21 protein-coding genes and 1 tRNA gene are annotated in these 20459 nt (G+C 67.9%); 2 read left to right on the forward strand and 20 right to left on the reverse strand.

The features are described 5' to 3' along the window. Positions 1 to 1289 (forward strand): hypothetical protein (locus tag AO501_RS40190; RefSeq protein WP_055578045.1); only part of this gene is annotated, 1289 nt, incomplete at its 5' end. 25 nt (positions 1290 to 1314) lie between these two features. Here the strand turns inward: AO501_RS40190 and AO501_RS12560 are convergent. The 14 genes from AO501_RS12560 to AO501_RS12625 form a co-directional block, all read right to left on the reverse strand. After that, positions 1315 to 1388: transfer RNA gene (locus AO501_RS12560), tRNA-Pro, on the reverse strand. 75 nt (positions 1389 to 1463) lie between these two features. Next, positions 1464 to 1931: a lipocalin-like domain-containing protein gene (locus AO501_RS12565; protein WP_055578046.1), complete on the reverse strand. Its 468-nt coding sequence runs from the start codon at positions 1929 to 1931 to the stop codon at positions 1464 to 1466. Between the two features lie 12 nt (positions 1932 to 1943). Further along, positions 1944 to 2723 (reverse strand): IclR family transcriptional regulator, encoded by a 780-nt coding sequence (locus AO501_RS12570; RefSeq protein WP_055578047.1) that lies wholly within the window; start codon positions 2721 to 2723, stop codon positions 1944 to 1946. Then, the gene (locus AO501_RS12575) at positions 2720 to 3550 is read right to left on the reverse strand and encodes a 3-keto-5-aminohexanoate cleavage protein (RefSeq protein ID WP_055578048.1); all 831 of its coding nucleotides are present in this window, start codon (positions 3548 to 3550) and stop codon (positions 2720 to 2722) included. The genes AO501_RS12570 and AO501_RS12575 overlap by 4 nt, the downstream gene beginning before the upstream one ends. Continuing rightward, a complete protein-coding gene (locus AO501_RS12580; protein WP_055578049.1) occupies positions 3547 to 3897 on the reverse strand; it encodes a cupin domain-containing protein in 351 nt (116 codons plus the stop codon). The genes AO501_RS12575 and AO501_RS12580 overlap by 4 nt, the downstream gene beginning before the upstream one ends. 2 nt (positions 3898 to 3899) lie before the next feature. Further along, positions 3900 to 4730 carry a cyclase family protein gene (locus AO501_RS12585; RefSeq protein WP_055578050.1) on the reverse strand — a complete coding sequence of 277 codons (831 nt, stop codon included), beginning with the start codon at positions 4728 to 4730 and terminating at the stop codon, positions 3900 to 3902. A gap of 2 nt (positions 4731 to 4732) precedes the next feature. Continuing rightward, on the reverse strand, positions 4733 to 5638 hold the full coding sequence (locus tag AO501_RS12590) for a 3-hydroxyacyl-CoA dehydrogenase family protein (protein ID WP_055578051.1): 906 nt from the start codon (positions 5636 to 5638) through the stop codon (positions 4733 to 4735). Further along, on the reverse strand, positions 5632 to 6432 hold the full coding sequence (locus AO501_RS12595) for an SDR family NAD(P)-dependent oxidoreductase (protein ID WP_055578052.1): 801 nt from the start codon (positions 6430 to 6432) through the stop codon (positions 5632 to 5634). Before AO501_RS12595 ends, AO501_RS12590 begins: the two co-directional genes overlap by 7 nt. 159 nt (positions 6433 to 6591) lie before the next feature. Then, the gene (der, locus tag AO501_RS12600; protein WP_055578053.1) at positions 6592 to 7992 is read right to left on the reverse strand and encodes a ribosome biogenesis GTPase Der; all 1401 of its coding nucleotides are present in this window, start codon (positions 7990 to 7992) and stop codon (positions 6592 to 6594) included. Further along, a complete protein-coding gene (cmk, locus tag AO501_RS12605) occupies positions 7989 to 8720 on the reverse strand; it encodes a (d)CMP kinase (RefSeq protein ID WP_371934959.1) in 732 nt (243 codons plus the stop codon). Before cmk ends, der begins: the two co-directional genes overlap by 4 nt. Continuing rightward, a complete protein-coding gene (locus AO501_RS12610) occupies positions 8717 to 9466 on the reverse strand; it encodes a pseudouridine synthase (RefSeq protein WP_055578055.1) in 750 nt (249 codons plus the stop codon). The genes cmk and AO501_RS12610 overlap by 4 nt, the downstream gene beginning before the upstream one ends. Next, positions 9466 to 10161, reverse strand: a complete 696-nt coding sequence (scpB, locus tag AO501_RS12615; protein ID WP_055578056.1) for an SMC-Scp complex subunit ScpB — start codon at positions 10159 to 10161, stop codon at positions 9466 to 9468. The genes AO501_RS12610 and scpB overlap by 1 nt, the downstream gene beginning before the upstream one ends. After that, positions 10162 to 10974 carry a segregation/condensation protein A gene (locus AO501_RS12620; RefSeq protein ID WP_055578057.1) on the reverse strand — a complete coding sequence of 271 codons (813 nt, stop codon included), beginning with the start codon at positions 10972 to 10974 and terminating at the stop codon, positions 10162 to 10164. Continuing rightward, complete coding sequence (locus AO501_RS12625; RefSeq protein ID WP_055578058.1) at positions 10971 to 11831, reverse strand: ParA family protein; 861 nt, start codon at positions 11829 to 11831, stop codon at positions 10971 to 10973. Before AO501_RS12625 ends, AO501_RS12620 begins: the two co-directional genes overlap by 4 nt. Before the next feature lie 175 nt (positions 11832 to 12006). Here AO501_RS12625 and AO501_RS12630 point away from each other — a divergent pair, with 175 nt between their 5' ends. Next, positions 12007 to 12759 carry an O-methyltransferase gene (locus tag AO501_RS12630; RefSeq protein WP_055578059.1) on the forward strand — a complete coding sequence of 251 codons (753 nt, stop codon included), beginning with the start codon at positions 12007 to 12009 and terminating at the stop codon, positions 12757 to 12759. 81 nt (positions 12760 to 12840) lie between these two features. On the opposite strand, the gene xerD is transcribed toward AO501_RS12630, so the two are convergent. The 6 genes from xerD to recN all read right to left on the reverse strand — a co-directional run bounded on the left by xerD (position 12841) and on the right by recN (position 20457). Then, complete coding sequence (gene xerD, locus AO501_RS12635) at positions 12841 to 13785, reverse strand: site-specific tyrosine recombinase XerD (protein WP_055578060.1); 945 nt, start codon at positions 13783 to 13785, stop codon at positions 12841 to 12843. Further along, positions 13782 to 14405 (reverse strand): NUDIX domain-containing protein, encoded by a 624-nt coding sequence (locus AO501_RS12640; RefSeq protein ID WP_055578061.1) that lies wholly within the window; start codon positions 14403 to 14405, stop codon positions 13782 to 13784. The genes xerD and AO501_RS12640 overlap by 4 nt, the downstream gene beginning before the upstream one ends. Next, entirely contained in the window at positions 14398 to 16173 is a 1776-nt protein-coding gene (locus AO501_RS12645) for a CTP synthase (RefSeq protein ID WP_055578062.1), read from the reverse strand. The genes AO501_RS12640 and AO501_RS12645 overlap by 8 nt, the downstream gene beginning before the upstream one ends. Positions 16174 to 16290: 117 nt before the next feature. Beyond that, complete coding sequence (locus AO501_RS12650; protein ID WP_055578063.1) at positions 16291 to 17235, reverse strand: copper transporter; 945 nt, start codon at positions 17233 to 17235, stop codon at positions 16291 to 16293. An 11-nt stretch (positions 17236 to 17246) separates the two neighbouring features. Continuing rightward, positions 17247 to 18428 (reverse strand): putative cytokinetic ring protein SteA, encoded by a 1182-nt coding sequence (gene steA, locus AO501_RS12655; protein ID WP_055578064.1) that lies wholly within the window; start codon positions 18426 to 18428, stop codon positions 17247 to 17249. Positions 18429 to 18714: 286 nt separating this feature from the next. After that, on the reverse strand, positions 18715 to 20457 hold the full coding sequence (recN, locus tag AO501_RS12660) for a DNA repair protein RecN (protein WP_055578065.1): 1743 nt from the start codon (positions 20455 to 20457) through the stop codon (positions 18715 to 18717). Positions 20458 to 20459 lie beyond the last annotated feature (2 nt).

Here is a 20459-nt window from a genome sequence, read left to right on the forward strand (position 1 = left end):
GTGGATGGCTGAGCGGCAATGGCGGCGCGGGGGGCCACGGCGGCGCCGCCACGGCGGGCATCAACGGCGGCCTGCCGGGGCGCGGCGGTGATGGCGGCAGCGCGATGCTTTTCGGCGCCGGCGGCGCCGGCGGTCAGGGCGGAACCGGCCTGGCCGGTGCCGATGGCGTTAACCCGGTGGTCAGCGGCACAGCCGCCACGGGCAGTTCGGGCGGCAGCACCTTCAACCCGAGTACCGGCGATGCCTTCGGCTTTACCGGTGGCGACGGCGCGGACGGTGGTCTCGGTGCCACGGGCGGCACCGGCGGCGCGGGTGCCACGGAGTACGCCCCGTTGAGCGGTACCGCACACGGCGGTAACGGAGGCACCGGTGGCTCCGGCGGCAACGGGGGCGCCGGCGGTGCCGGCGGCGGTGCCGTTGCACAAGGCAGCGGTCTGGCCTTCGGAGGCAACGGCGGCAACGGGACTAACGCATCGGCCCCCGGTGGCGCGGGCGGCGACGGGGGAAGCGGCGGCGGGGCCCTGGCCGACAACGTTGGATCGCAAGGCTTTTCGGGGTTCGGCGGTAATGGCGGCGGCGGCGCCACAGGAATTGCCGGCGGCACCGGTGGCGTAGGAGGCGCAGGCGGCAACGGTGGTCATGGCGGGCTACTGGCCGGCACCGGCGGAGTCGGCGGCGTTGGCGGCACCGGCGGCGCTGGCGGAATCGGAGCCGATGGTGGCGCAGGTGGCGCCGGCGGCAAGTCAAACTTGGCCGGCGGGGCGACAGGAGCGCTCGTTGCTCAAGGCGGTCAGGGTGGCCACGGGGGCGCCGGCGGCTCCGGAGGCCAGGGCGGCGCCGGCGGTGCCGGCGGACCGGGTGGCAACGGTGGCGCCGGGGGGCTGCTGTTCGGGCACGGCGGCACCGGGGGCAACGCCGGTATCGGCGGGCACGGCGGCCTGGGCGGCGACGGCGGCCTTGGCGGTCGCGGTGGCAATGGCGGTGACGCTGCCTCCTTCGCCCCGAGCACGTTCACCCAAGGCGGTGACGCCGGCGATGGTGGCACCGGTGGAGCCGGCGGCAACGGCGGCAACGGCGGCGGCAGCGGCACCGGGGGCCTTGGCGGTGCCGGTGGCTGGTTCGGTCAGGCCGGCATCGCCGGCAGCGCCGGACCCGGCGGAACGGGAGGCGGCGGAGGCAGCGGGGTCAGCGGCGGAGGCGCCGGCACGGCCGGGACTGGGTCATCGCCGGGAGGGTCAGCTACTCCTGGTGGTACGGGTGCTGACGGCTTGGCCGGACAGAACGGGTGAATCCGGTTGTGCGATCGAACATAAGTCGGGCTGACAGGATTTGAACCTGCGACCACTTGACCCCCAGTCAAGTGCGCTACCAAACTGCGCCACAGCCCGGTGCTGCCGGCCTTTGAAAGATCCGCGAACCAACAGCAGGTCGACAGCCTACCGCAGCCACCCGAAAGGCCAGACCTAGGCCACCTGCGCGTCGGAAGCCGCAGCCCGCTGCCACAGCAGCGACGAGTACACCGTCCGCCCGTCGGGCAGGGCCAACTCCGACGACAGGGTCAGCCGGTCGCCGTCGAGGTCGCTGTGGCGCAGATGGAACTGGCCCAGGTAGTTCGGCACCAACGACAGCGTCGCCTGATGCCGGATGTCACCGGTCTGCTCATCGACGAAGTACCGCCCGCTGTAGGCCAGGTATCCCAGGGCCGCGGCGGCCGCCTGTTCCGGCGTGCCGCCACTGGCCACCGGACGGTCGTAGTCCGGCCGTCCCGAGGACTGGATCTGCGCCGACATGAACCCGTCCGGGGTGTACATGATCAAGCCCTGGGCATCCTCGCCGTGCGGGTACCTGGCCGGCCCGTCTGGGCTGTCCCGCTCCACGTAAGAAACGAGCCGCCAGGCTCCAACAAGACTGTCACGCAATGATTTTGACATCTATGAAACTCCTCAATACCTTACGCGGGACCGGGTGTCGACTTTTGCGACCCACGCCCGCAACACCTGGGCGAGTTCGGCCTCGCGGCCGTAGAAGCGCTGCGCCGGCACCGGCACGCTGACCGCCACCAGCACATCACTCACGCCGTGCAGCACCGCCCCCACCGCGCAGATGCCTTCGGTCTGCTCCTCGCGGTCGTAGGCGACGCCATCGGCACGGACCCGGTCCAGCTCGTCACGCAGAGCGGCCTGATCGGTGATGGTGTTCGGGGTGAGTTGGACCAGCCGCTTGGGCATGGCCTGAGCCAGCTGATCAGGCGGCAGCGCCGCCAACAACGCCTTGCCGTTGGCGCTGCAGTACAGCGGGAACGTCTCCCCCACCGCGCTCACCGCCTGCAGGCGGTGCGGCGCGACGACCTGGTCGATGAAGTCGGCGCGGTCGCCGTCCAGAATCGACAGGTCCACCGTTTCGTTGAGGCTGCGCGACAGGTCGGTCAGGAACGGGTGCATGTCGGTGACCACCCCGAGGCGCACCGTGTTGGCCATCCGCGCGATCTCCGGGCCCAATCGGTAGGGCCCCCGGGCGCCCCGGCGCGACGCGACCAGCCCCTCGTCTTCCAACGCGTTCAATATCCGGCTCACCGTCGACCGCGCCATCCCGACCCGCTCGCAGATCTCGGCCTGATTCAAGCCACCCGGGTGCGACTGCAGCAGCCGCAGTATCTCGGCGGCCCGGGCAATGACCTGTATTCCGCCGCTGCGGACTTCCGCAGTCTCCGGCGCGACTGTCATGCCCGCACTCCTCTCCCGGCCGGCAGCTGCAGCACGGCTTCGGCTTCTTCCACAGGGGCCAGCGACAGGTCCAGGGCATGGGCCAGCCGCACAGTGCGGGATACCAGCGCCAGATTGCTCGACGCCAGCTCACCCTTGCGCAGATATAACGTGTCTTCCAGCCCCACCCGGGCATTGCCGCCAAGCGCCAGACCCATCGCGGTGAGTTCCAGGTTGGCCCGACCGATCGCGATGACCTGCCAGATCGCCCCCGGGGGTAGCCGGCGCACCATGGTGAGCAGGTTATCGGCGGTGGCAGCCATCCCACCCTGCACCCCGAGCACGATGCTGAACTGCAGCGGTTCGGCCAGCAGTCCCTCGGCCCACAGCCGCAGGCAGGCCTCCAGATGGCCGGTGTCGTAGATCTCCAGCTCGGGCTTGATGTCCAGCTCGGCCATGCGGCCGGCCAGCCGGCGCACCGCATCCGGCGGGTTGCGAAATTCCCCGCGGCCGAAGCTCATTGAGCACGGGTTGAGCGTGGCCATCCGCGGCCGCAGCTCCACCAGCTTCTCGCGTTCTTCGAACGGCACGCTGAGGCCGACTCCGGTCGACATCTGGATCAGGATCGGACAACGATCGGCGATCAGATCCATCGTGCGCCGCGCGATATCCAGATCAGCTGTGGGCCTTTCGTATTCGTCGCGCAGGTGGATGTGGGCGACCGAAGCGCCGGCGTGGTAGGCCTGCTCGACGGCGGTCGCGATCTCCTCCGGAGTGGTGGGCAGGGCGGGGTTGTCGGCCTTGGTCGCGATGGGCCCGGTCGGCGCAACCGTCAACAGGACGCTCACGAGTCCTCCCCGTCCAGGTGGGCCATGGTAACCAGCAGCAGCGCTTCCTGGTCCGAACGATTGAGAATTGACCGCGTCTCGCCCCTGGCCAGGTGCATGCTGTCGAGCCGGCCCAACACCGTCTCACCCTCGTCGGTGTGAATCACCAACTCGCCATCCAGCACGACGTAGACGGTTTCCGCTGGGGCAGCCGCTTTTTCGGCCATACCGCCGGGGTGATACAGCGACACTCCGACCCAGAATCGTTCGCTGGGACCGGCTTCCAGACCTTGCAACCGCGAGGTGCACACGTGGTGGTGCGCGGGTGCCACATATGTCGGGGCGTCGCACACACGAGTGACGTTCATGCTCAGGCCGCCTCACCCGTCTCGATGCGGTAACCCCCGGTCGGGTCGACGATCGCGACCAGCCGCACGATGCAGCCGTCGCCACCTACCCAACGCCACGGGAAGGCCGCGAAGGTGACCCGCTTGCCGGTGACCTTGTCCAGGTCGCCGCCGACATTCTCGAAGCCGTAGATGCCCTTGGACAGAATGGCTCGGTGGCAGGGCTCCCATTCGGGGAAGTCGTCGAGCACCTTGCGGCCGGTCTGCTCTTCGTATTCCTTGACGGCCCAGGGCAATAGACCGCCCTGGGCCTCCGCCGGGCCATGCGGGGCGATCGCGGTGGCCAGCGGATGGTCCAGCGCCTGGGTGTCGGTGCCGACCGCCTTGACGCCTTTGGCCGCGAACCATTCGCCGGCCTCTTTGTAGAAACCCGGCGAGTACGCGTAGTACTCGGCACTGTCGGCGTACTTGTGGTGCCAGCCGGTGTTGACGATGACGATGTCACCGGGACGGATCTCCGGGGTGACCTTCTCCAAGTCGTCGGCGGTCACGACGCCCCACTTGCCCTTGGGAATCGAGACGACGACCCCGGTTCCGAAGAACGCGCTGAGCGGGATCTCTTCGAGGAACGGGGTTCCCTCGACCACGTGCGCGGGTGCGTCGATGTGCGTACCGGAATGCATGACAGTGGTGATCTTCTGGGTCAGCACCCGGCTTTTCGCCATACCGTGCAGCCGTTCGATCTTGACGTCCTCGAAGTACGGCCACGCCGGCACCCCGTGCCCCCACGGGTGCGACAGGTCGTAGAACTCCAGGGCTGACTCGGCTTTACCGAGGGGCCAGGTGAATTCCATGACTACAACGTCCTTTCTGTGTTGAGTTGCCGACTGATGTGCCCGGCCAACCGGGCGGCCGTCTCTTCTCGCGCCCCCTCGGGCCAGTCCAGGAACCCCCGGCCGGTGCGGGCTCCGAGTTGGCCCGCCTCGACGAGCTCGCGAAGCAGCGGGCTGGGATGCGGGTCGCTGTTGATGTTCGGGATCACCGCGTCATGGATGGCCAGCGTCAGGTCCAGGCCGATGTAGTCGGCGTTCTCCAGCGGACCGAGGGCGGCCAGCCGCAGCCCGATCGTGTTGCGCACCACCAGATCCACCGTCTCGGCATCGCAAACGCCTTCGGCGACAAGGGCCATCGCTTCGCGCCACAGCGCGTGCTGCAACCGGTTGCCGATGAACCCCGCAACGTCGCGGCAGACCCGCACCGGCATCTTGCCGGCCTCGGTCAGCAGACCGATGACCCGCTCAACCGTGTCGGAGCTGGTCCGCTCACTGGGGATCACCTCGACCACCGGGATGAGGTCGGGCGGATTCCAGAAGTGGGTACCGATCACGCGGCTACCGTCTTCGACCCGCTCGGTGACGGCGCCGATCGGCAGCACCGAAGTGTTGGTCGCCAGAACGGCATTGGGCGCAAGGCCGGCCAGGCGTGCGAAGAGTTCCTGTTTGACCGCAAGGTTTTCCACGATGGCCTCGACCACCAGATCGGCATCCCGCGCCGCCGCGGCCAGATCGCCGACGGCAGACACCGAACCGCGTCCCGCCCCGGAGACTTCGCGCGCCTCTGCTGCTGCGACTTCGAGGATTTCGTCATTTGTGTCGGTGATGACGACATCAAGTCCCGCCGATGCCAGCACACCCGCGATGCGACGGCCCATCAAGCCGGCACCGACGACGGTCGCCCGGGCGAAGCCGTGCGATCTCAGCATGCGGTGTATCCCCCGTCCAGATACATCACCTGGCCGGTGTAGAAGCTGGAGGCGTCGCTGAGCAGGTAGATCAGGGCGCCGACGAAGTCCTCGGGTTCGGCGAAGCGGCCCAACGGAATTCGGGCGAACATGGCTTCGCGTGTCGTGCGGCCCTTTTCGTCGTCGGCATACATCCACTCGGTCAGCTCAGACCGGAAGACCGTGGGGGCCAGGGCGTTCACCCGAATACGATCAGCGCCCCACTCGGCGGCCAGCGACTTGGCGAGCAGGTCGGTACCCGCCTTGGACGGACAGTAGGCGCTGTATCCCGCGGGGTGGCCGAGCGCGCCCCGCACGGAGGACACCAGGACGATGCTGCCGCCGAGGCCCTGCTCGAGCATGACCCGTCCGGCCGCCTGACAAGTCAGCCAGGCCCCCCGCACGTTGGCGTGCATGACGTTGTCGAAGTCGTCCACGGCCATCTCGGTGATGGGCGCGACGTGGTTCATGCCGGAGGCGACCAGCACTCCGTCCAACCGGCCGTGGTGTGCGACGGCCGCCTCGACCATAGCCTGCGCGTCGGCGGGAGTTTCCGGACGGCGCGGCATCAGGACGGCACCGTCGATGCCGGCGTCGTCCACGAGTTGGTCCAATCCGGCCGAGTTGCCGCCGGCCAGGGTCAACCGCGCTCCCGCGTCGGCGAGGGCCCGCGCCGCGACTCGGCCCAGCGAACCGGTGGCGCCGGTGATCAATATCGACTTGTCGCGAACGCTGAATCGCGTCTGAATGCTGCTGAGCGCCTCTTGCGTCGTCATTCCGTGTTCCTCACTAATCCCACGATGCGGTTATTAATATCCGCTATACGAGAGATATTAAGAAGCGCTATCGACGCATGTCAACGACACATTCTTGTGATGTAGCTTTCTATGCCCGCATTGCGGGAGTTGGGCTGCGAGCGGGTAGAAAGAGCAGCGTCAGCGCCGCTGGGCACCGCGCTTTTCGCGCATTCGCACGTTGATCCGGATCGGACTGCCCTCGAACCCGAACGTCTCGCGCAGTCGCCGCTCCAGGAACCGTCGGTAGCCGGCTTCCAGGAACCCGGTGGTGAACAACACGAACGTGGGGGGCCGGGACGCGGCCTGCGTCGCGAACAGAATGCGCGGTTGCTTGCCACCGCGCACCGGCGGCGGTGTGGCGGCCACCACCTCTTTGATCCAGCTGTTCAGCGGGCCGGTGGGGATCCGGGCGTCCCAGGACGCCAGCGCGGTCTCCATCGCCGGCACCAACTTCTGCACCGCCCGGCCGGTTTTCGCGGAGATGTTGACCCGCTGCGCCCAGCGCACCTGCACCAACTCGCGGTCGATCTCGCGGTCCAGCAGGTCGCGCCGATCCTCGTCGACGAGGTCCCACTTGTTGTACGCGATCACCAGAGCGCGCCCGGCCTCGATCACCATCGACAGCACCCGCAGGTCCTGTTCGGTGAGCGGCTGGGAGGCGTCGATCAGGATGATCACCACCTCCGCGGCGTCGATGGCGCCGCGTGTTCGCACCGAGGCGTAGAACTCGTGACCACTGGCCTGCCCGACCTTGCGGCGCAGGCCGGCGGTGTCGACGAACCGCCACACCTTGCCGCCCAGTTCGATCAGCGAGTCGACCGGGTCGACCGTCGTTCCCGCGACGTCGTGAACCACCGAGCGCTGATCACCGGCCAGCTTGTTCAGCAGCGAGCTCTTGCCCACGTTTGGTTTGCCGACCAGGGCGACCCGGCGCGGACCACCTCCGGTCGAGGCCACTTCGGAGACCTCGGGCACCGCGGCCAGCACCGCGTCGAGCAGCTCACCCACGCCGCGGCCGTGCATGGCGCTGATCGCATAGGGTTCGCCCAGGCCCAACGACCACAGCTCGGCGGCGTCGGATTCGGCGCGCTCACTGTCAACCTTGTTGGCGGCCAGGAATATCGGCTTGCCCGACCGCAGCAGAATGCGGGCGGCGGCCTCGTCGGCTGCGGTCGCGCCCACCGTGGCGTCCACCACCAGGATCACCGCGTCGGCGGTGCGCATGGCCACCGAGGCCTGCTCGGCCACCAGCTGCTGCAGCCCCTTGGCGTCGGGTTCCCATCCGCCGGTGTCCTGCACGACGAATCGACGCCCGGTCCACAGGGCGTCGTAGGACACCCGGTCCCGGGTCACTCCCGGGACGTCCTGCACCACCGCCTCGCGCCGGCCGATGATCCGGTTGACCAGTGTCGATTTTCCGACATTGGGCCGCCCGACGATCGCCACAACGGGCGCCGGACCGGCCTCATTCAGCTCATCTGATTCAAAATCAGTGAGCTCCCAATCACTTTCGTCAGACCAGGTACCGTCCTCGGTCATCGCACTGCCCCACTTCGCTGGGTTACCAACTCTTGTAGGTGGGCGATCACCTCGGCCTCGGTCATGTCGCTGGTGTCTACGACGATCGCGTCCGGCGCAGCCCTCAGCGGCGAGACCGCACGGGTGGAGTCAAGGTGGTCACGGCGCCGCACATCGGCCAGGACAGCCTCGTAGTCATCGGCCAGTCCGGCCCGGATGTTCTGGGCGTTGCGGCGCTGTGCGCGCGTCTCGGCAGAGGCGGTGAGGAAGATCTTGACCGGCGCATCAGGGAAGACCACGGTCCCGATGTCGCGTCCCTCGACGACGATCGTGCCCGGGCCGTCGGCCATCTGGCGCTGAATATCGACCAGTCGGGTACGCACGGACGGCACGGCCGATACCGCGGACACGGCCCTGGTGACGTCGTCACCCCGGATTTCCGCCGAAACGTCCTCTCCAGCAAGGGCGAAGCTGTTTGCGTCCGGGTCGTAACCGACCGATAGCCGGGCGCCTGACGCGATCTCGCTGACGGCCCCGGCATCGCTGGGATCGACGCCTGCGCGCAGCACCGCCAGCGTCACCATCCGGTACATCGCTCCGGTGTCGAGGAACCGTGCCCCCAGGCCGCGCGCCAATCCCCTTGACACCGAGGACTTTCCAGTGCCCGCCGGACCGTCGATCGCCACAACCACACTCGGTGCCCAATGGCTCGCTGCACTCCCGTCACTCGCTGCGCTCGTTCCGCTCACAACCCAACCGCCTTGTACAGTTGCCCGATCTCGTCATGCCGCAACGCCCGCACCGAACCGGGGCGCTGCTTACCCAGGGTCACCGCGCCGATGTCGGTGCGCACCAACGCTTCCACCGGAAAGCCGACCGCCGCCAGCAACCGGCGCACGATTCGGTTGCGGCCCTCGTGCAACGTGATCCGCACCAGCGATTTGCCCGGGATGGCGTCCACCACCGCGAAATCGTCGAGCTTCACCGGGCCGTCGTCCAATTCGATACCTGCCCGCAACTGCTTTCCCAGTCCCCGCGGGACGGCACCGGTCACCGTCGCGAGGTAGGTCTTGGGCACCTCGTGGGAAGGGTGCATCAACCGGTGGGCCAACTCCCCGTCGTTGGTCAGCAGGATCAATCCTTCGGTGTCGGCGTCCAGCCGTCCCACATGGAATAACTTCTTGTTGCCGCGGACTTTCCGTTCGATCAGGTCACCGATGCACGGCCGGCCACGATCGTCGGACATGGTCGAGTGCATGCCGCGCGGCTTGTTCAGCGCCAGGTAGACCAGCGAATCGTCCAGCACCACGCGGCCTCCGTCGACGCGGATCACCGAGGTGTCCGGGTCGACCCGGGTGCCCAGTTCGGTCACGACCTGCCCGTCGACCTCGACGCGCCCCTCGAGGATCAACTTCTCGGCCGCCCGGCGCGAGGCAATCCCGGCCTGGGACAACACCTTCTGCAAGCGGATCCCCCGCTCGTCCGATTCGACCATCAGTCGTGGTCCACGTCGAAGGTCAGCGGCTGATCCGAGACCCGGCCGCCGTTGAGTTTGATGAACCGCGGCTCGCTGTCCAGCGTTTCGCTGAGGTCGTCGATTGTGTCGACGTCCGGCAACAGTGGCGCGATGTCGGGCAGTTCGGACAACGACGTCAGTCCGAGCCGCTCGAGGAAAAGCTCGGTGGTGGCGAAAGTGACTGCGCCGCTGTCTTCGTCGTTACCGAACTCGGTGATCAGACCGCGCGCCAACAGCGTTCGCATCACGGCATCCACGTTGACGCCTCGCACCGCGCTGACCCGGGCCCGCGTCACGGGCTGGCGGTAGGCCACGACGGCGAGGGTTTCCAGGGCGGCCCGGGTGAGCTTGGTCCGCGCACCGTCCAGCAGCAGCTTCTCGACATAGGGCGCGAACCGCGCCCGCGTGTACAGCCGCCAACCCTCACCGGAGTGTCGCAGGTCAATGCCGCTGTCGCGCTCGGTGAGTTCATCGGCCATCAGCCGCAGCTTGGCCGCCACTCGGTAGACCGGTTGCTCGGTGGCCGACGCCAACGCCTCCGCGGTCACCGGCGTGTCCACCACCAGCAGCAGCGATTCGAGCACCCGCCCAAGCTCATCGGGATCCATTTCTGCGGGTTCGGCGATATCGGGGATGCCAGCATCCAGCTCGCCCTCAGGCGGCAGTTCGGTCATCTACTGATCTCGCACTTCTAGCAACGATTCGCTCGCTGGCCGTTCCCCGGTCCATGAAACCTGGAGCACGCCAAGGGGCTCGGACTGGTCGAATGCTACAGCCCGGGACCGATACAGTTCGAGCAGCGCAAGGAAGCGCCCGACGATCTCGACCGGCACGGTGCAGTCGGCCACCAGTTCCGAGAACGACGCCCACTGGCCGCTGCCCCGCCCTTCCAGCATCCGCAGAATGTGGCGGGCCTGCTCGGGCACCGACACCGGCTCGACGTGCAGATGCCCGATACCGACGGTGGGAACCGGGCGTGGGGTGAAGGCGATCGCGGCGATCTCGGCGAACCGCTGGGCGTCGACACCGATCATCACCTCGGGCAGCAGGCCCTCGAAGCGCTCCTCTAAGGCCACCGCACGGGGGTAGCTGCGCAGCGCGGTGGCCTCGAGTTCGGCGAACATCTCCGCGACGTGCTTGAAAGCCCGGTACTGCAGCAGCCGCGCGAACAGCAGGTCGCGCACCTCCAGCAGCGCCAGATCCTCCTCGTCGTCGACCTGGCCGGTGGGCAGCAGCCGGGCCGCTTTGAGGTCCAGCAGGGTGGCCGCGACCACCAGGAAGGCGGTGGTCTCCTCCAGGTCCAGCTGTGCGCCGATGGTTTTGGTGTAGGCGATGAAGTCGTCGGTGACCTGGTGCAACGCCACCTCGGTGACGTCGAGCCGGTGGGCGAAGATGAGCTGCAGGAGCAGGTCGAACGGGCCCTCGAAATTGGTCAGCCGGACCTGAAACCCGTGCTCGGAGGCCGCCTGACCGTCTGGGCCGCTCACACGCCGAATCGGTCGATGAACTCGCGAGCCAGCGAGCGGTACGCGAGCGCCCCGGCCGACTTGGGGGCCCAGGTGGTGATGGGCTCGCCCGCGACGCTGGTCTCCGGGAAGCGGACGGTGCGGGTGATCACGGTGTCGAACACTAGATCACCGAATCGTTCGACGACGCGGGCCATCACCTCACGTGAGTTCACGGTGCGCGGGTCGTAGCGGGTGATCAGGATGCCGCTGATGTCCAGTTTGGGGTTGAGCCGGTCGCGCACCTTGTCGACTGTGTCGGTGAGCAGCGCCAGGCCGCGCAGCGAGAAGAACTCGCACTCGGTGGGAATGACGACGCCTTCGGCACAGGCGAGGCCGTTGACGGTGAGCAGTCCCAGCGACGGCTGGCAGTCGATCAGCACGTAGTCGTAGCGGTCCAGCACCGGATACAGCGCCCGGGCCAGCGTCTGCTCGCGCCCGACTTCGTTCACCAGCTGAATCTCCGCCGCCGACAGGTCGATGTTGCTGGGCACCAGATCCAGGTTCTTGACCCGGGTGTGCAGCAGCACGTCGTCGATCGACACCCGCGACTCGACCAGCACGTTGTGGATCGTCTTTTCCAGCTCGTAGTGCGGAACACCGAGGCCGGCGGACAGCGCACCCTGGGGGTCCATGTCGACCAGCAGCACCCGCCGCCCGTACTCGGCCAGCGCCGCGCCCAGGTTGATCGTCGAGGTCGTCTTGCCGACGCCACCCTTCTGGTTGCACATCGCGACGACCTTGGCCGGCCCGTGGCTGGACAGCGGCTTGGGTTCGGGAATCGCCCGCGGCGGCCGGCCGGTCAGGCCGATCTCTGGACCGTTGCCGGGGTCGGTCATGCCCGGTCGCGGTGGGTGGTGACGGGCGTCAGCGTGGACATTGCAGGAAAGTCTAACGGCTCGTCTTGCCTGCGCCGGGAGACCCGCAGGCAACGTTTGCGGGCGCGTCGGCTGAGCGGCGCGGTGAGCGCCGACACTGTGCCGCCCGCCCGCATTTCCGGCCTAGGGTGTCGGTATGGACCTGAAGCGGCGCATACCCCTGCTGCGGTGGTCGGTGTGGCGGATGGCCACCGGCGCTCGCAACATCACCAGGACCGGTCAGATCGGTGACGGACGCGAGGCGGCGGCCGTCGACTACGTGCTGAACAACGCGCGGGCCGGCGACATCGACGACGTGCTGGCCACCATCGACAAGTTCGCCTACGAGAAGTCGATGTTGATCAACGTCGGGGACGAGAAAGGGCAACTGCTCGACGCCGCGGTGCGACGCGCCGATCCGTCGGTCGCTCTGGAACTCGGTACCTATGTGGGGTACGGCGCGCTGCGGATCGCGCGCGCCGCGCCGGGCGCCAAGGTGTATTCCATCGAACTCGCCGAGGCCAACGCCGCCAACGCCCGGCGCATCTGGGCTCATGCCGGCGTCGCGGACCGGGTGACCTGTGTGGTCGGCACCATCGGTGATGGCGGCAGGACGTTGGACGCGCTGGCCGGTGAGCACGGGTTCGGTTCAGGCACAGTCGATTTCCTGTTCCTCGATCACGACAAGGACGCGTACCTGGACGACCTGAGGAGCATCATGGACCGCGGGTGGCTGCATCGGGGCTCGATCGCAGTCGCCGACAACGTCCGGGTGCCGGGGGCGCCGCAGTATCGCGGATACATGCGCGAGCATCAGGGCAAGCTGTGGGACACGACCGAGCACAAGACGCATCTGGAATACCAGTCGATGGTGTCGGACCTGGTGCTGGAATCGGAGTTCCTCGCCTAAGTCGCGCGAGCAGACGCAAAATCGCCCGGGAGCATGCGCTCCGAGGTGATTTTGCGTCTGCTCGCGCGGGGTTGGCGCGGGTCAGGTGGCGCGCGGGTGGGCGCCGGCCCACACCTCCCGCAGGGCGTGCACGGTGACCAGGGTGTAGATCTGCGTCGTGGTCACCGAGGCGTGGCCCAGCAACTCCTGCACCACCCGCACGTCGGCGCCGCCCTCCAGCAGATGCGTGGCGAAGGAGTGCCGCAGCATGTGCGGCGACACCCCTGACGTGATCCCGGCACGATCGGCCGCGTCCTGCAACACCTGCCAGGCACTCTGTCGCGACAGCCGGCCTCCCCGGGCATTGAGGAAGATCGCGGGCGTGCCCCGTCCCCGTCGGGCCAGGTCCGGGCGGCCGCGCACCAAATAGGCGTCGAGTGCCGCGACGGCGGGACGACCGATGGGCACCAGGCGTTGCTTACCGCCCTTGCCGCGCAACAACACTGACCGCGCATGGGTGTCGATGTCGTCGACGTCGAGCCCGACGGCTTCGGAGATCCGCGACCCGGTGGAATACAACAACTCCAGCAGGGCCCGGTTGCGCAGTGTCAGCGGGCCGTCGGAGGCATCCTCGCCACCGGCGGCCTCCAGCAGCGCCAGCACCTGGTCGACGGTCAGGCTCTTGGGCAACCGACGGCCCGGCGTCGGCGGCCTGACCGCCCGCGCCACATCCAGCTCCGCCAGCCCTTCTGCGGCGGCGAACCGATGCAGGCCGCGCACCGCGATCAGCGCCCGCGCCGCCGACACCGCGGACAGCGCCACCGCCCCCGAATCGGGATCTCCGCGGCGCAGCGCTACCAGGAACTCGCTGACGTCGTTCTCGCCGACCGCCGCCAGATCGTGAATCCCGCGTTCTTCCAGATGTTTTGAGTACCGCCGCAAGTCGCGGCGATAGGAGCTCAAGGTGTTGGCCGCCACGCCGCGCTCGATCGTCAGGTGGTCGAGGTAGCCCTGCATCTGGGCATCGAGCGTGAGCGCCGCGGTCATCGCGCTGCCCTGCGCTCGGCGAACGCGGTCGGTCTGTCGATCCAGGCAGTGTCCAGCGGACGTGGTCGGGCGATGCCGGTGGTGACCGCATGGGCAGCGAAAATACCGGCAATGGCAATCGAATTGACGATCTCTCCGTTGAGCGCCCGGTGCACCGCTTCATCGAGCGGAAACCACTGCATCGTCATGTCCGCTTCTTCGTCGTGCGCCTCGGGCCGGCCTATCTCGGTCAGCCCGGTGGCCAGATAGACCCGCACCGATTCGTCGCTGAAACCCGGGGCGGTGTTGACGTCCAGCAGTACTTGCCAGGTGCGGGCGTGCAACCCGACCTCCTCCTCGAGTTCCCGCTCGGCGGTGAGGTACGGCCCTTCGCCCGGGGCGTCGAGCAGGCCGGCGGGCAACTCCCAGATCCGGCGGCCATAGGTGTGGCGGTACTGGTAAACCAGTGCGATGTCGTTGTTCTCGTTCATCGCCACCACCGCCACCGCGCCGTAGTGCTCGATCACCTCGCGTCTCGCGATGTTACCGCCCGGCATCCGCACCTCGTCCCGGCGCAGCGCGAAAATGGCTCCCTGGTAAAGGATTTCCGACGAAACCGTCTCGAAGTCGTGCTCAGCCACGGGTGGCGGGTTCGGCTAGCGACTGCCCTACCGCCGAACCGTCGGTGTCGCGACGGTCGTTGCCGTTGGAAGCGTGGTGCTCCGGGATCTCGGGGATCTCGACGGGCAGCAGTTCACCCGCCTTGTAGTCGATGGCCGCCTTGACGAATGCCACGAACAACGGATGCGGCCGGGTAGGCCGGCTCTTGAGCTCGGGGTGGGCCTGCGTTCCGACGATGAACGGGTGCTGATCCGGCGGATACTCGACGAACTCGACCAGGTGCCCGTCGGGTGAAGTCCCGCTGAACCGCAGTCCGCTCTCGGCGATCCGCTCTCGGTAAGAGTTGTTGACCTCGTAACGGTGCCGGTGGCGTTCGGATACCTGGGTGGCCTGATACGCCTGGGCCACAATCGAATCGGGTTCCAGGACGGCCGGATAGGCGCCCAGCCGCATGGTGCCGCCGAGGTCCGCCTCGCCGGCGACGGCCTGTTCCTGATCTGCCATCGTGGAGATGACCGGATCCGGGGTGTCCGGCTCGAACTCGGCGGAGTTCGCCTCGGTGAGCCCCACCGAGCGGGCCGCTTCGATCACGATGCACTGCAGGCCGAGACACAGCCCCAGCACCGGCAAGCTGCGCGCCCGCGCATAGCGGATGGCCCCGATCTTGCCCTCGATACCGCGGATGCCGAACCCGCCGGGGATCAGCACGCCGTGTACGTCGCCAAGGGTGTGCGCCGCACCACTGGGCGTCTCGCAGTCGTCCGAGGCCACCCAGACGATCTCGACCTTGGCCCGGTGCTTGAACCCACCGGCGCGCAACGCCTCGCTGACTGAGAGGTACGCGTCGGAAAGCTCAACGTACTTGCCCACCAACGCGATTCGCACCGTGTCGTGTGGTTCGTGCACCCGGCGCAGCAGGTCGTCCCATTCGGTCCAGTCGACGTCGCGGAACGGCAGGTTGAGCCGGCGCACCACGAAGGCGTCGAGTTCCTCGCGGTGCAGCACCTTGGGGATGTCGTAGATCGAGGGTGCATCCGGGGTGGAGATGACGCCGTCGATGTCGACGTCACACATCAGCGCGATCTTATTTTTCAGGGTCTCGGGGACCTCCCGGTCGCAGCGCAGAATCAGCGCGTCCGGGCTGATACCGATGCTGCGCAGCGCCGCTACCGAGTGCTGGGTGGGCTTGGTCTTGAGTTCACCGGACGGAGCCAGGTAGGGCACCAGCGACACGTGCAGAAAGAACACGTCCTCGCGCCCGACGTAGTGGCGGACCTGGCGGGCTGCCTCGAGAAACGGCTGCGATTCGATGTCGCCGACGGTGCCGCCGATTTCGGTGATGACGACGTCGGGCCGGTGGCCGCTGGCGTCCGGTTCGGCCATAGCCAGGATGCGCCGTCTGATCTCGTCGGTGATGTGCGGGATCACCTGAACGGTGTCGCCCAGATACTCACCACGGCGCTCCTTGGCGATCACCGTCGAATACACCTGCCCGGTGGTCACATTCGCTGACCCGGACAGGTCGCGGTCGAGGAAGCGCTCGTAGTGGCCCACGTCGAGGTCCGTTTCGGCGCCATCCTCGGTGACGAACACCTCACCGTGCTGAAACGGGTTCATGGTGCCGGGGTCGACGTTGAGGTAGGGGTCGAGCTTCTGCATCGTGACGTGCAACCCGCGCGCGGTCAGCAATTGCCCCAGGCTGCTCGCCGTCAGGCCCTTGCCCAGGGACGAGGCGACCCCTCCGCTGACGAAGAGGTGCTTGGTGGCGATTTGCGAATGCTTGCGCAACGGGGCGACCTCCGTGAAGACGGGCAGGGCTGGTGCAGGGATGTGAAGCTTGCTGGGCCTGCCGACCCACGGAAACTCACCCTAACATCCGCGGCCGCCCGCCGCGTCGAACACGCCCTACTGGGGAACGGTCACTGAGGTCGCCCCATGCCCGGTTCCGTAGTGGCCGGGATGGCCGCCGCCGGCCAGATCGTGCAGGGCCAGGATCGCCGTGATGCGTCCGGGCTCGACGTCGACGTCGTCGACCGTGCTGATGGCGGCCGCCATGCCGGCATCAGCACGGGCCACCGCCACCGCGGCACTCCCACCGGCCGAGCCGTCGCGGCCGGCCAGCACCGTGCCCGAGCCGTGCGGAGCCAGTGCGGCGGCGAACCGTGCCACGGTGACCCCCTGATTGCCGGCGTCCGCGGGCACCGCGCCGCCGGTGACCACGATGGCAGCGTTGGCCGCCGCCATGTGGTTGTTGGGCTGGTAGGTGATGAAGCCGGTCTCCCGCAGTGCGCCCAGCACCGTGTCGCGCGCAGTGTCGTCCACGGCGGGAACCTGCGGATTGGTGTTGACCAGCAAGGCGATGCCGAGCAGATCGCCGGCCTGCGAACCCTGGTCGACCAGTTTGGTGCTCAACTGGGTTCCGGCCGGCAGGATCGCTGAGTTGACCACCGAGCGCAGTTTCTCGCCGGAATTGGCCTCGACGAATTCGTGCGTGAGCGACACCGTGCCGGTGACCGAGCCGCCGGCCTGCCCGACGATTTTCGACACGGCGGCCACGTCGTCGTCTCTGGCATCCGGGGTGCGGAACAGCACCACCGTCTTGCCCGTCAGAGTCTCGTGCACGATGCGACCCAGCACCTGGGCATCGAAAGTGTTTGCTGCACTCAGCTTTTCATTCAGCTGATTGCGCTGGTCGTTGAGATTGTTGACTTGACCGGCCAGGTCGCGCTTCTCGTTACGCAGGCTGGACAGCACGGTGTCGGAGAAGAAGCCGGAGCCCAGCACCACCCCGATGGCCAGCGCCAGGAAGACGGCGGCCAGCGAGATGGCGTGTTGGCGTAACGAGATCATCAGGGCACTTCCTAGGAGATCAGGTGCTGGATCCAGAGGGTGAAGCGGTTCCAGTAGTCGATGATCCAGTGCACGACCACGCCGTCGGTGCGGGACACCCAGAGCACCACGATGATGGCGATCAGCATGGTCAGCGCCAGCAGGGCGATGGCGCCACCGGAGATGTGGTTGCGGTACAGCGTGGCGACCGCCTTGGCGTCCACCAGCTTCTCCCCCACCCGCAGCCGGGTGAGGAATGTCGAGGGGTTGCTCTGCGAACGAGTCCGGTCGAAGAACGTCTCGATGTTGGCTGTGTGGCCCGCGGTGACCAGCAGCGCTGCGCCGTGGTGATCGGCCAGCAACAGGGCCAGGTCGGTGGCGGAGCCGGCCGCCGGGAATGTCATGGCCCCGACACCGAGGTCCTGGATGCGTTCCAGACCGGCCGCGTGACCGTCAGCGTCAGCGGGCAGCACCACCTGGGCGCCGCACTTGAGCACCTCGGCGCTGATCTGGTCGGGGTCGCCGACGATGAGCTGGGGGCGGTAACCCGCCTTGCGCAGCACATCGGCTCCCTGCCCGACACCGACCAGCACGGGTTGGTACTCCTTGATGAACGGCTTGAGGGATTTCAGATCCTCTTCGGCGCTGGGTTCTTCGGAGACGATCACCACGTGCCGCCGGCGCATGTCGACGTCGATGTCGGGGATGCCGATGCCGTCGATCAACAGCGGGCTTTCGCTGCGGATGAACTCAATCGTGTTGCCCGCGAACGCTTCCAGGTGAGCGGCCAGCCCACTCTTGGCCTCCCGCATCAGGTCTGCGATGTCATGGTCGGTGCGCTCGGTGCCGCGGATCAGTCGGCGGTCCCCGGAGTAGACGCCGCCTTCGTACAGGCGGATCTTCGAGCCGTCCTTGACCTTCTTGAAGATCTCGGGGCCGGTCTCGTCGATGAGGGTGACACCGTTGTTGACCAGAACCTCGGGGCCCAGGTTGGGATAGCGGCCCGAGACGGACGGTGATGCGTTGACCACGGCGGCGATGTCAGCCTCCACCAGTGCGTCGGCGGTGATGCGGTCGAGGTCCAGGATGTCGAGGACGACGATGTCGCCGGGGCAGACCCTGCGCAGCAGTCGGTCGATGTTGCGATCGACTCGGGCGGTGCCCACGAGACCGGGCCGGACGGTGTTGCGAGATAGAAGCGCTGACATCTTCATGGGAGCCGATTCTGTCGGCGATCGTCGGCTGCGGCGGGGAGGCGCGCCGTAACATCTGCCTCAGAAGTTATAAAGCGTCACATCTGTCACATTTGTATCGCGGGGTGGTTGCGAGGGTTTGGGGGCACCTGGCGCGAAGGTGCGCTCCGGTACGGCGACACGCCGTGGCGGGCGGCACTACGTGCACGCTCGCGGCCGAGAGGGCAGCCCTGGGCGCGAAGGTGCGCTCCGGTACGGCGACACGCCGCCACGACGGGCACTAAGCGCACGCTCGCGGCCGAGAGGGTTACGCCCGGTCGCTCTGTGCGGTCTCGAGCAGTTCCCGGGCGTGCGCGCGTCCACTGTCGGACTCCCCCAGCCCCGCCAGCATCCTGGCCAGCTCGGCCACCCTGTCGTCGCTGGTCAGGCGCCGTACACCGCTGGTGCCCCTGGGTCCCTGGCTGTGCACCACCAGGTGCACGTCGGCGTAGGCCGCGACCTGTGGCAGGTGCGTGACGACGATGACCTGGTGCGTGCGGGCCAGCCTTGCCAACCGTCTGCCGATCTGCACCGCCGCATAGCCGCCCACGCCGGCGTCGACCTCGTCGAACACCATCGTGGTGCCGGTGGCAGAAGCCGACAGCACCACCTCCAGCGCCAGCATCACGCGCGACAGCTCACCGCCCGAGGCGCTCTTGGCCAGCGGCAGCACCGACATGCCGCGGTGGGCGGCGAAGCCGAACTCCACCACGTCGATGCCGTCGGCACCGACCCGCGCCGATTCCCCGTCGGGGAGGACCAGCGCTGACGGGTCATGCGGATCGGCCACGTCGGTGGTGACGCCGATGGTGAAATCGGCGTTGTTCATCGCCAGCCCCGCCAGCTCCGCGGTGACCTCCTTGGCCAGCTTCTTGGCCGCCTTGCGTCTGATCTTGCTGAGATCGATTGCCGCCTGGGTCAATTGGCCGCCGAGCTCCGCCACCCGGCGTTCCAGCGCGGCGAGCCCCTCTTCGGACACGTCGAGTTGCGCCAGCCGGTCGCGCGAATCCTGGGCCCACTGCAGCACCCGGTCGATGTCGGCGGCGTACTTGCGGGTCAGCGTGCGCAGCTGAGCCTGACGGGCCAGTTTCGCGTCCAGTGCGCTGGCATCGGTGGGCAGCGCGTCGAGGTAGTCACCCAATTCACCGACCGCGTCGATGACCACCGTCAAGGCTCCGCCGATCTGGTCGGCCAGGGATCGCAGCCGGGCGTCACCCGTCGATTCCAACGCGCCGCGGGCCCGTCCGAGGGCCTCGGCGGCGCCGAAGGCCTCATCGGATGAACTGGACAGCACCTCGCGCGCCGACGCGGCGGCTTCGCGCAGGGTGTCCAGTTCGGAGAGCCGGACGATATCGGCGACCAGTGCGTCGTCCTCCCCCGGTTGCGGGTCGACGGTGTCGATCTCGTTGAGCGCGAACTTGAGTCGATCGGCTTCCTGAGCGAGCTCACGGGTCCGGTCCCGACGATCGACGAGGTCGCGCCGCGCCGACAACCATGCTTCGCGTAGTTTGCGGTAGCGCTCCAGTGCCGGACCGGTTCCGGCGAACCGGTCCAGCGCGCCGCGCTGCTCGTCGGGTCGCATGAGCCGCAGCTGGTCGTTCTGGCCGTGCAGCGCCAGCAACTCAGTGGTGAAGCCGCTCAACGACTTTGCCGGCACACTGCGGCCGCCCAGGTACGCGCGCGAGGGCCCGTCACGGCTGACGGTGCGCAAGGCGATCACGCTGCCGTCTTCGTCGCGTTCTGCGCCGGAGGCGTCCAGGATCTCGTCGAGGCGGGCGGTCACCGCGTCGTCGACATCGGTTGTGGTGAAACGACCTTCGACGACGGCACGTTCCGCGCCCGACCGTACCCGGGTCGCGTCGGCACGCGCGCCGCCCAGCAGATGCAGGCCGGTGACCACCATGGTCTTGCCGGTGCCGGTCTCACCGGTCAGCACGGTGAGCCCGCGATCGAACTCGGCAGTCGCAAGGCTGATTGCACCCAGCGCCTCGATGCGAATCTCGTTGAGCACCG

The organism is Mycobacterium gordonae (genome assembly GCF_001417955.2).
Taxonomy (GTDB): Bacteria; Actinomycetota; Actinomycetes; order Mycobacteriales; family Mycobacteriaceae; genus Mycobacterium; species Mycobacterium gordonae_B.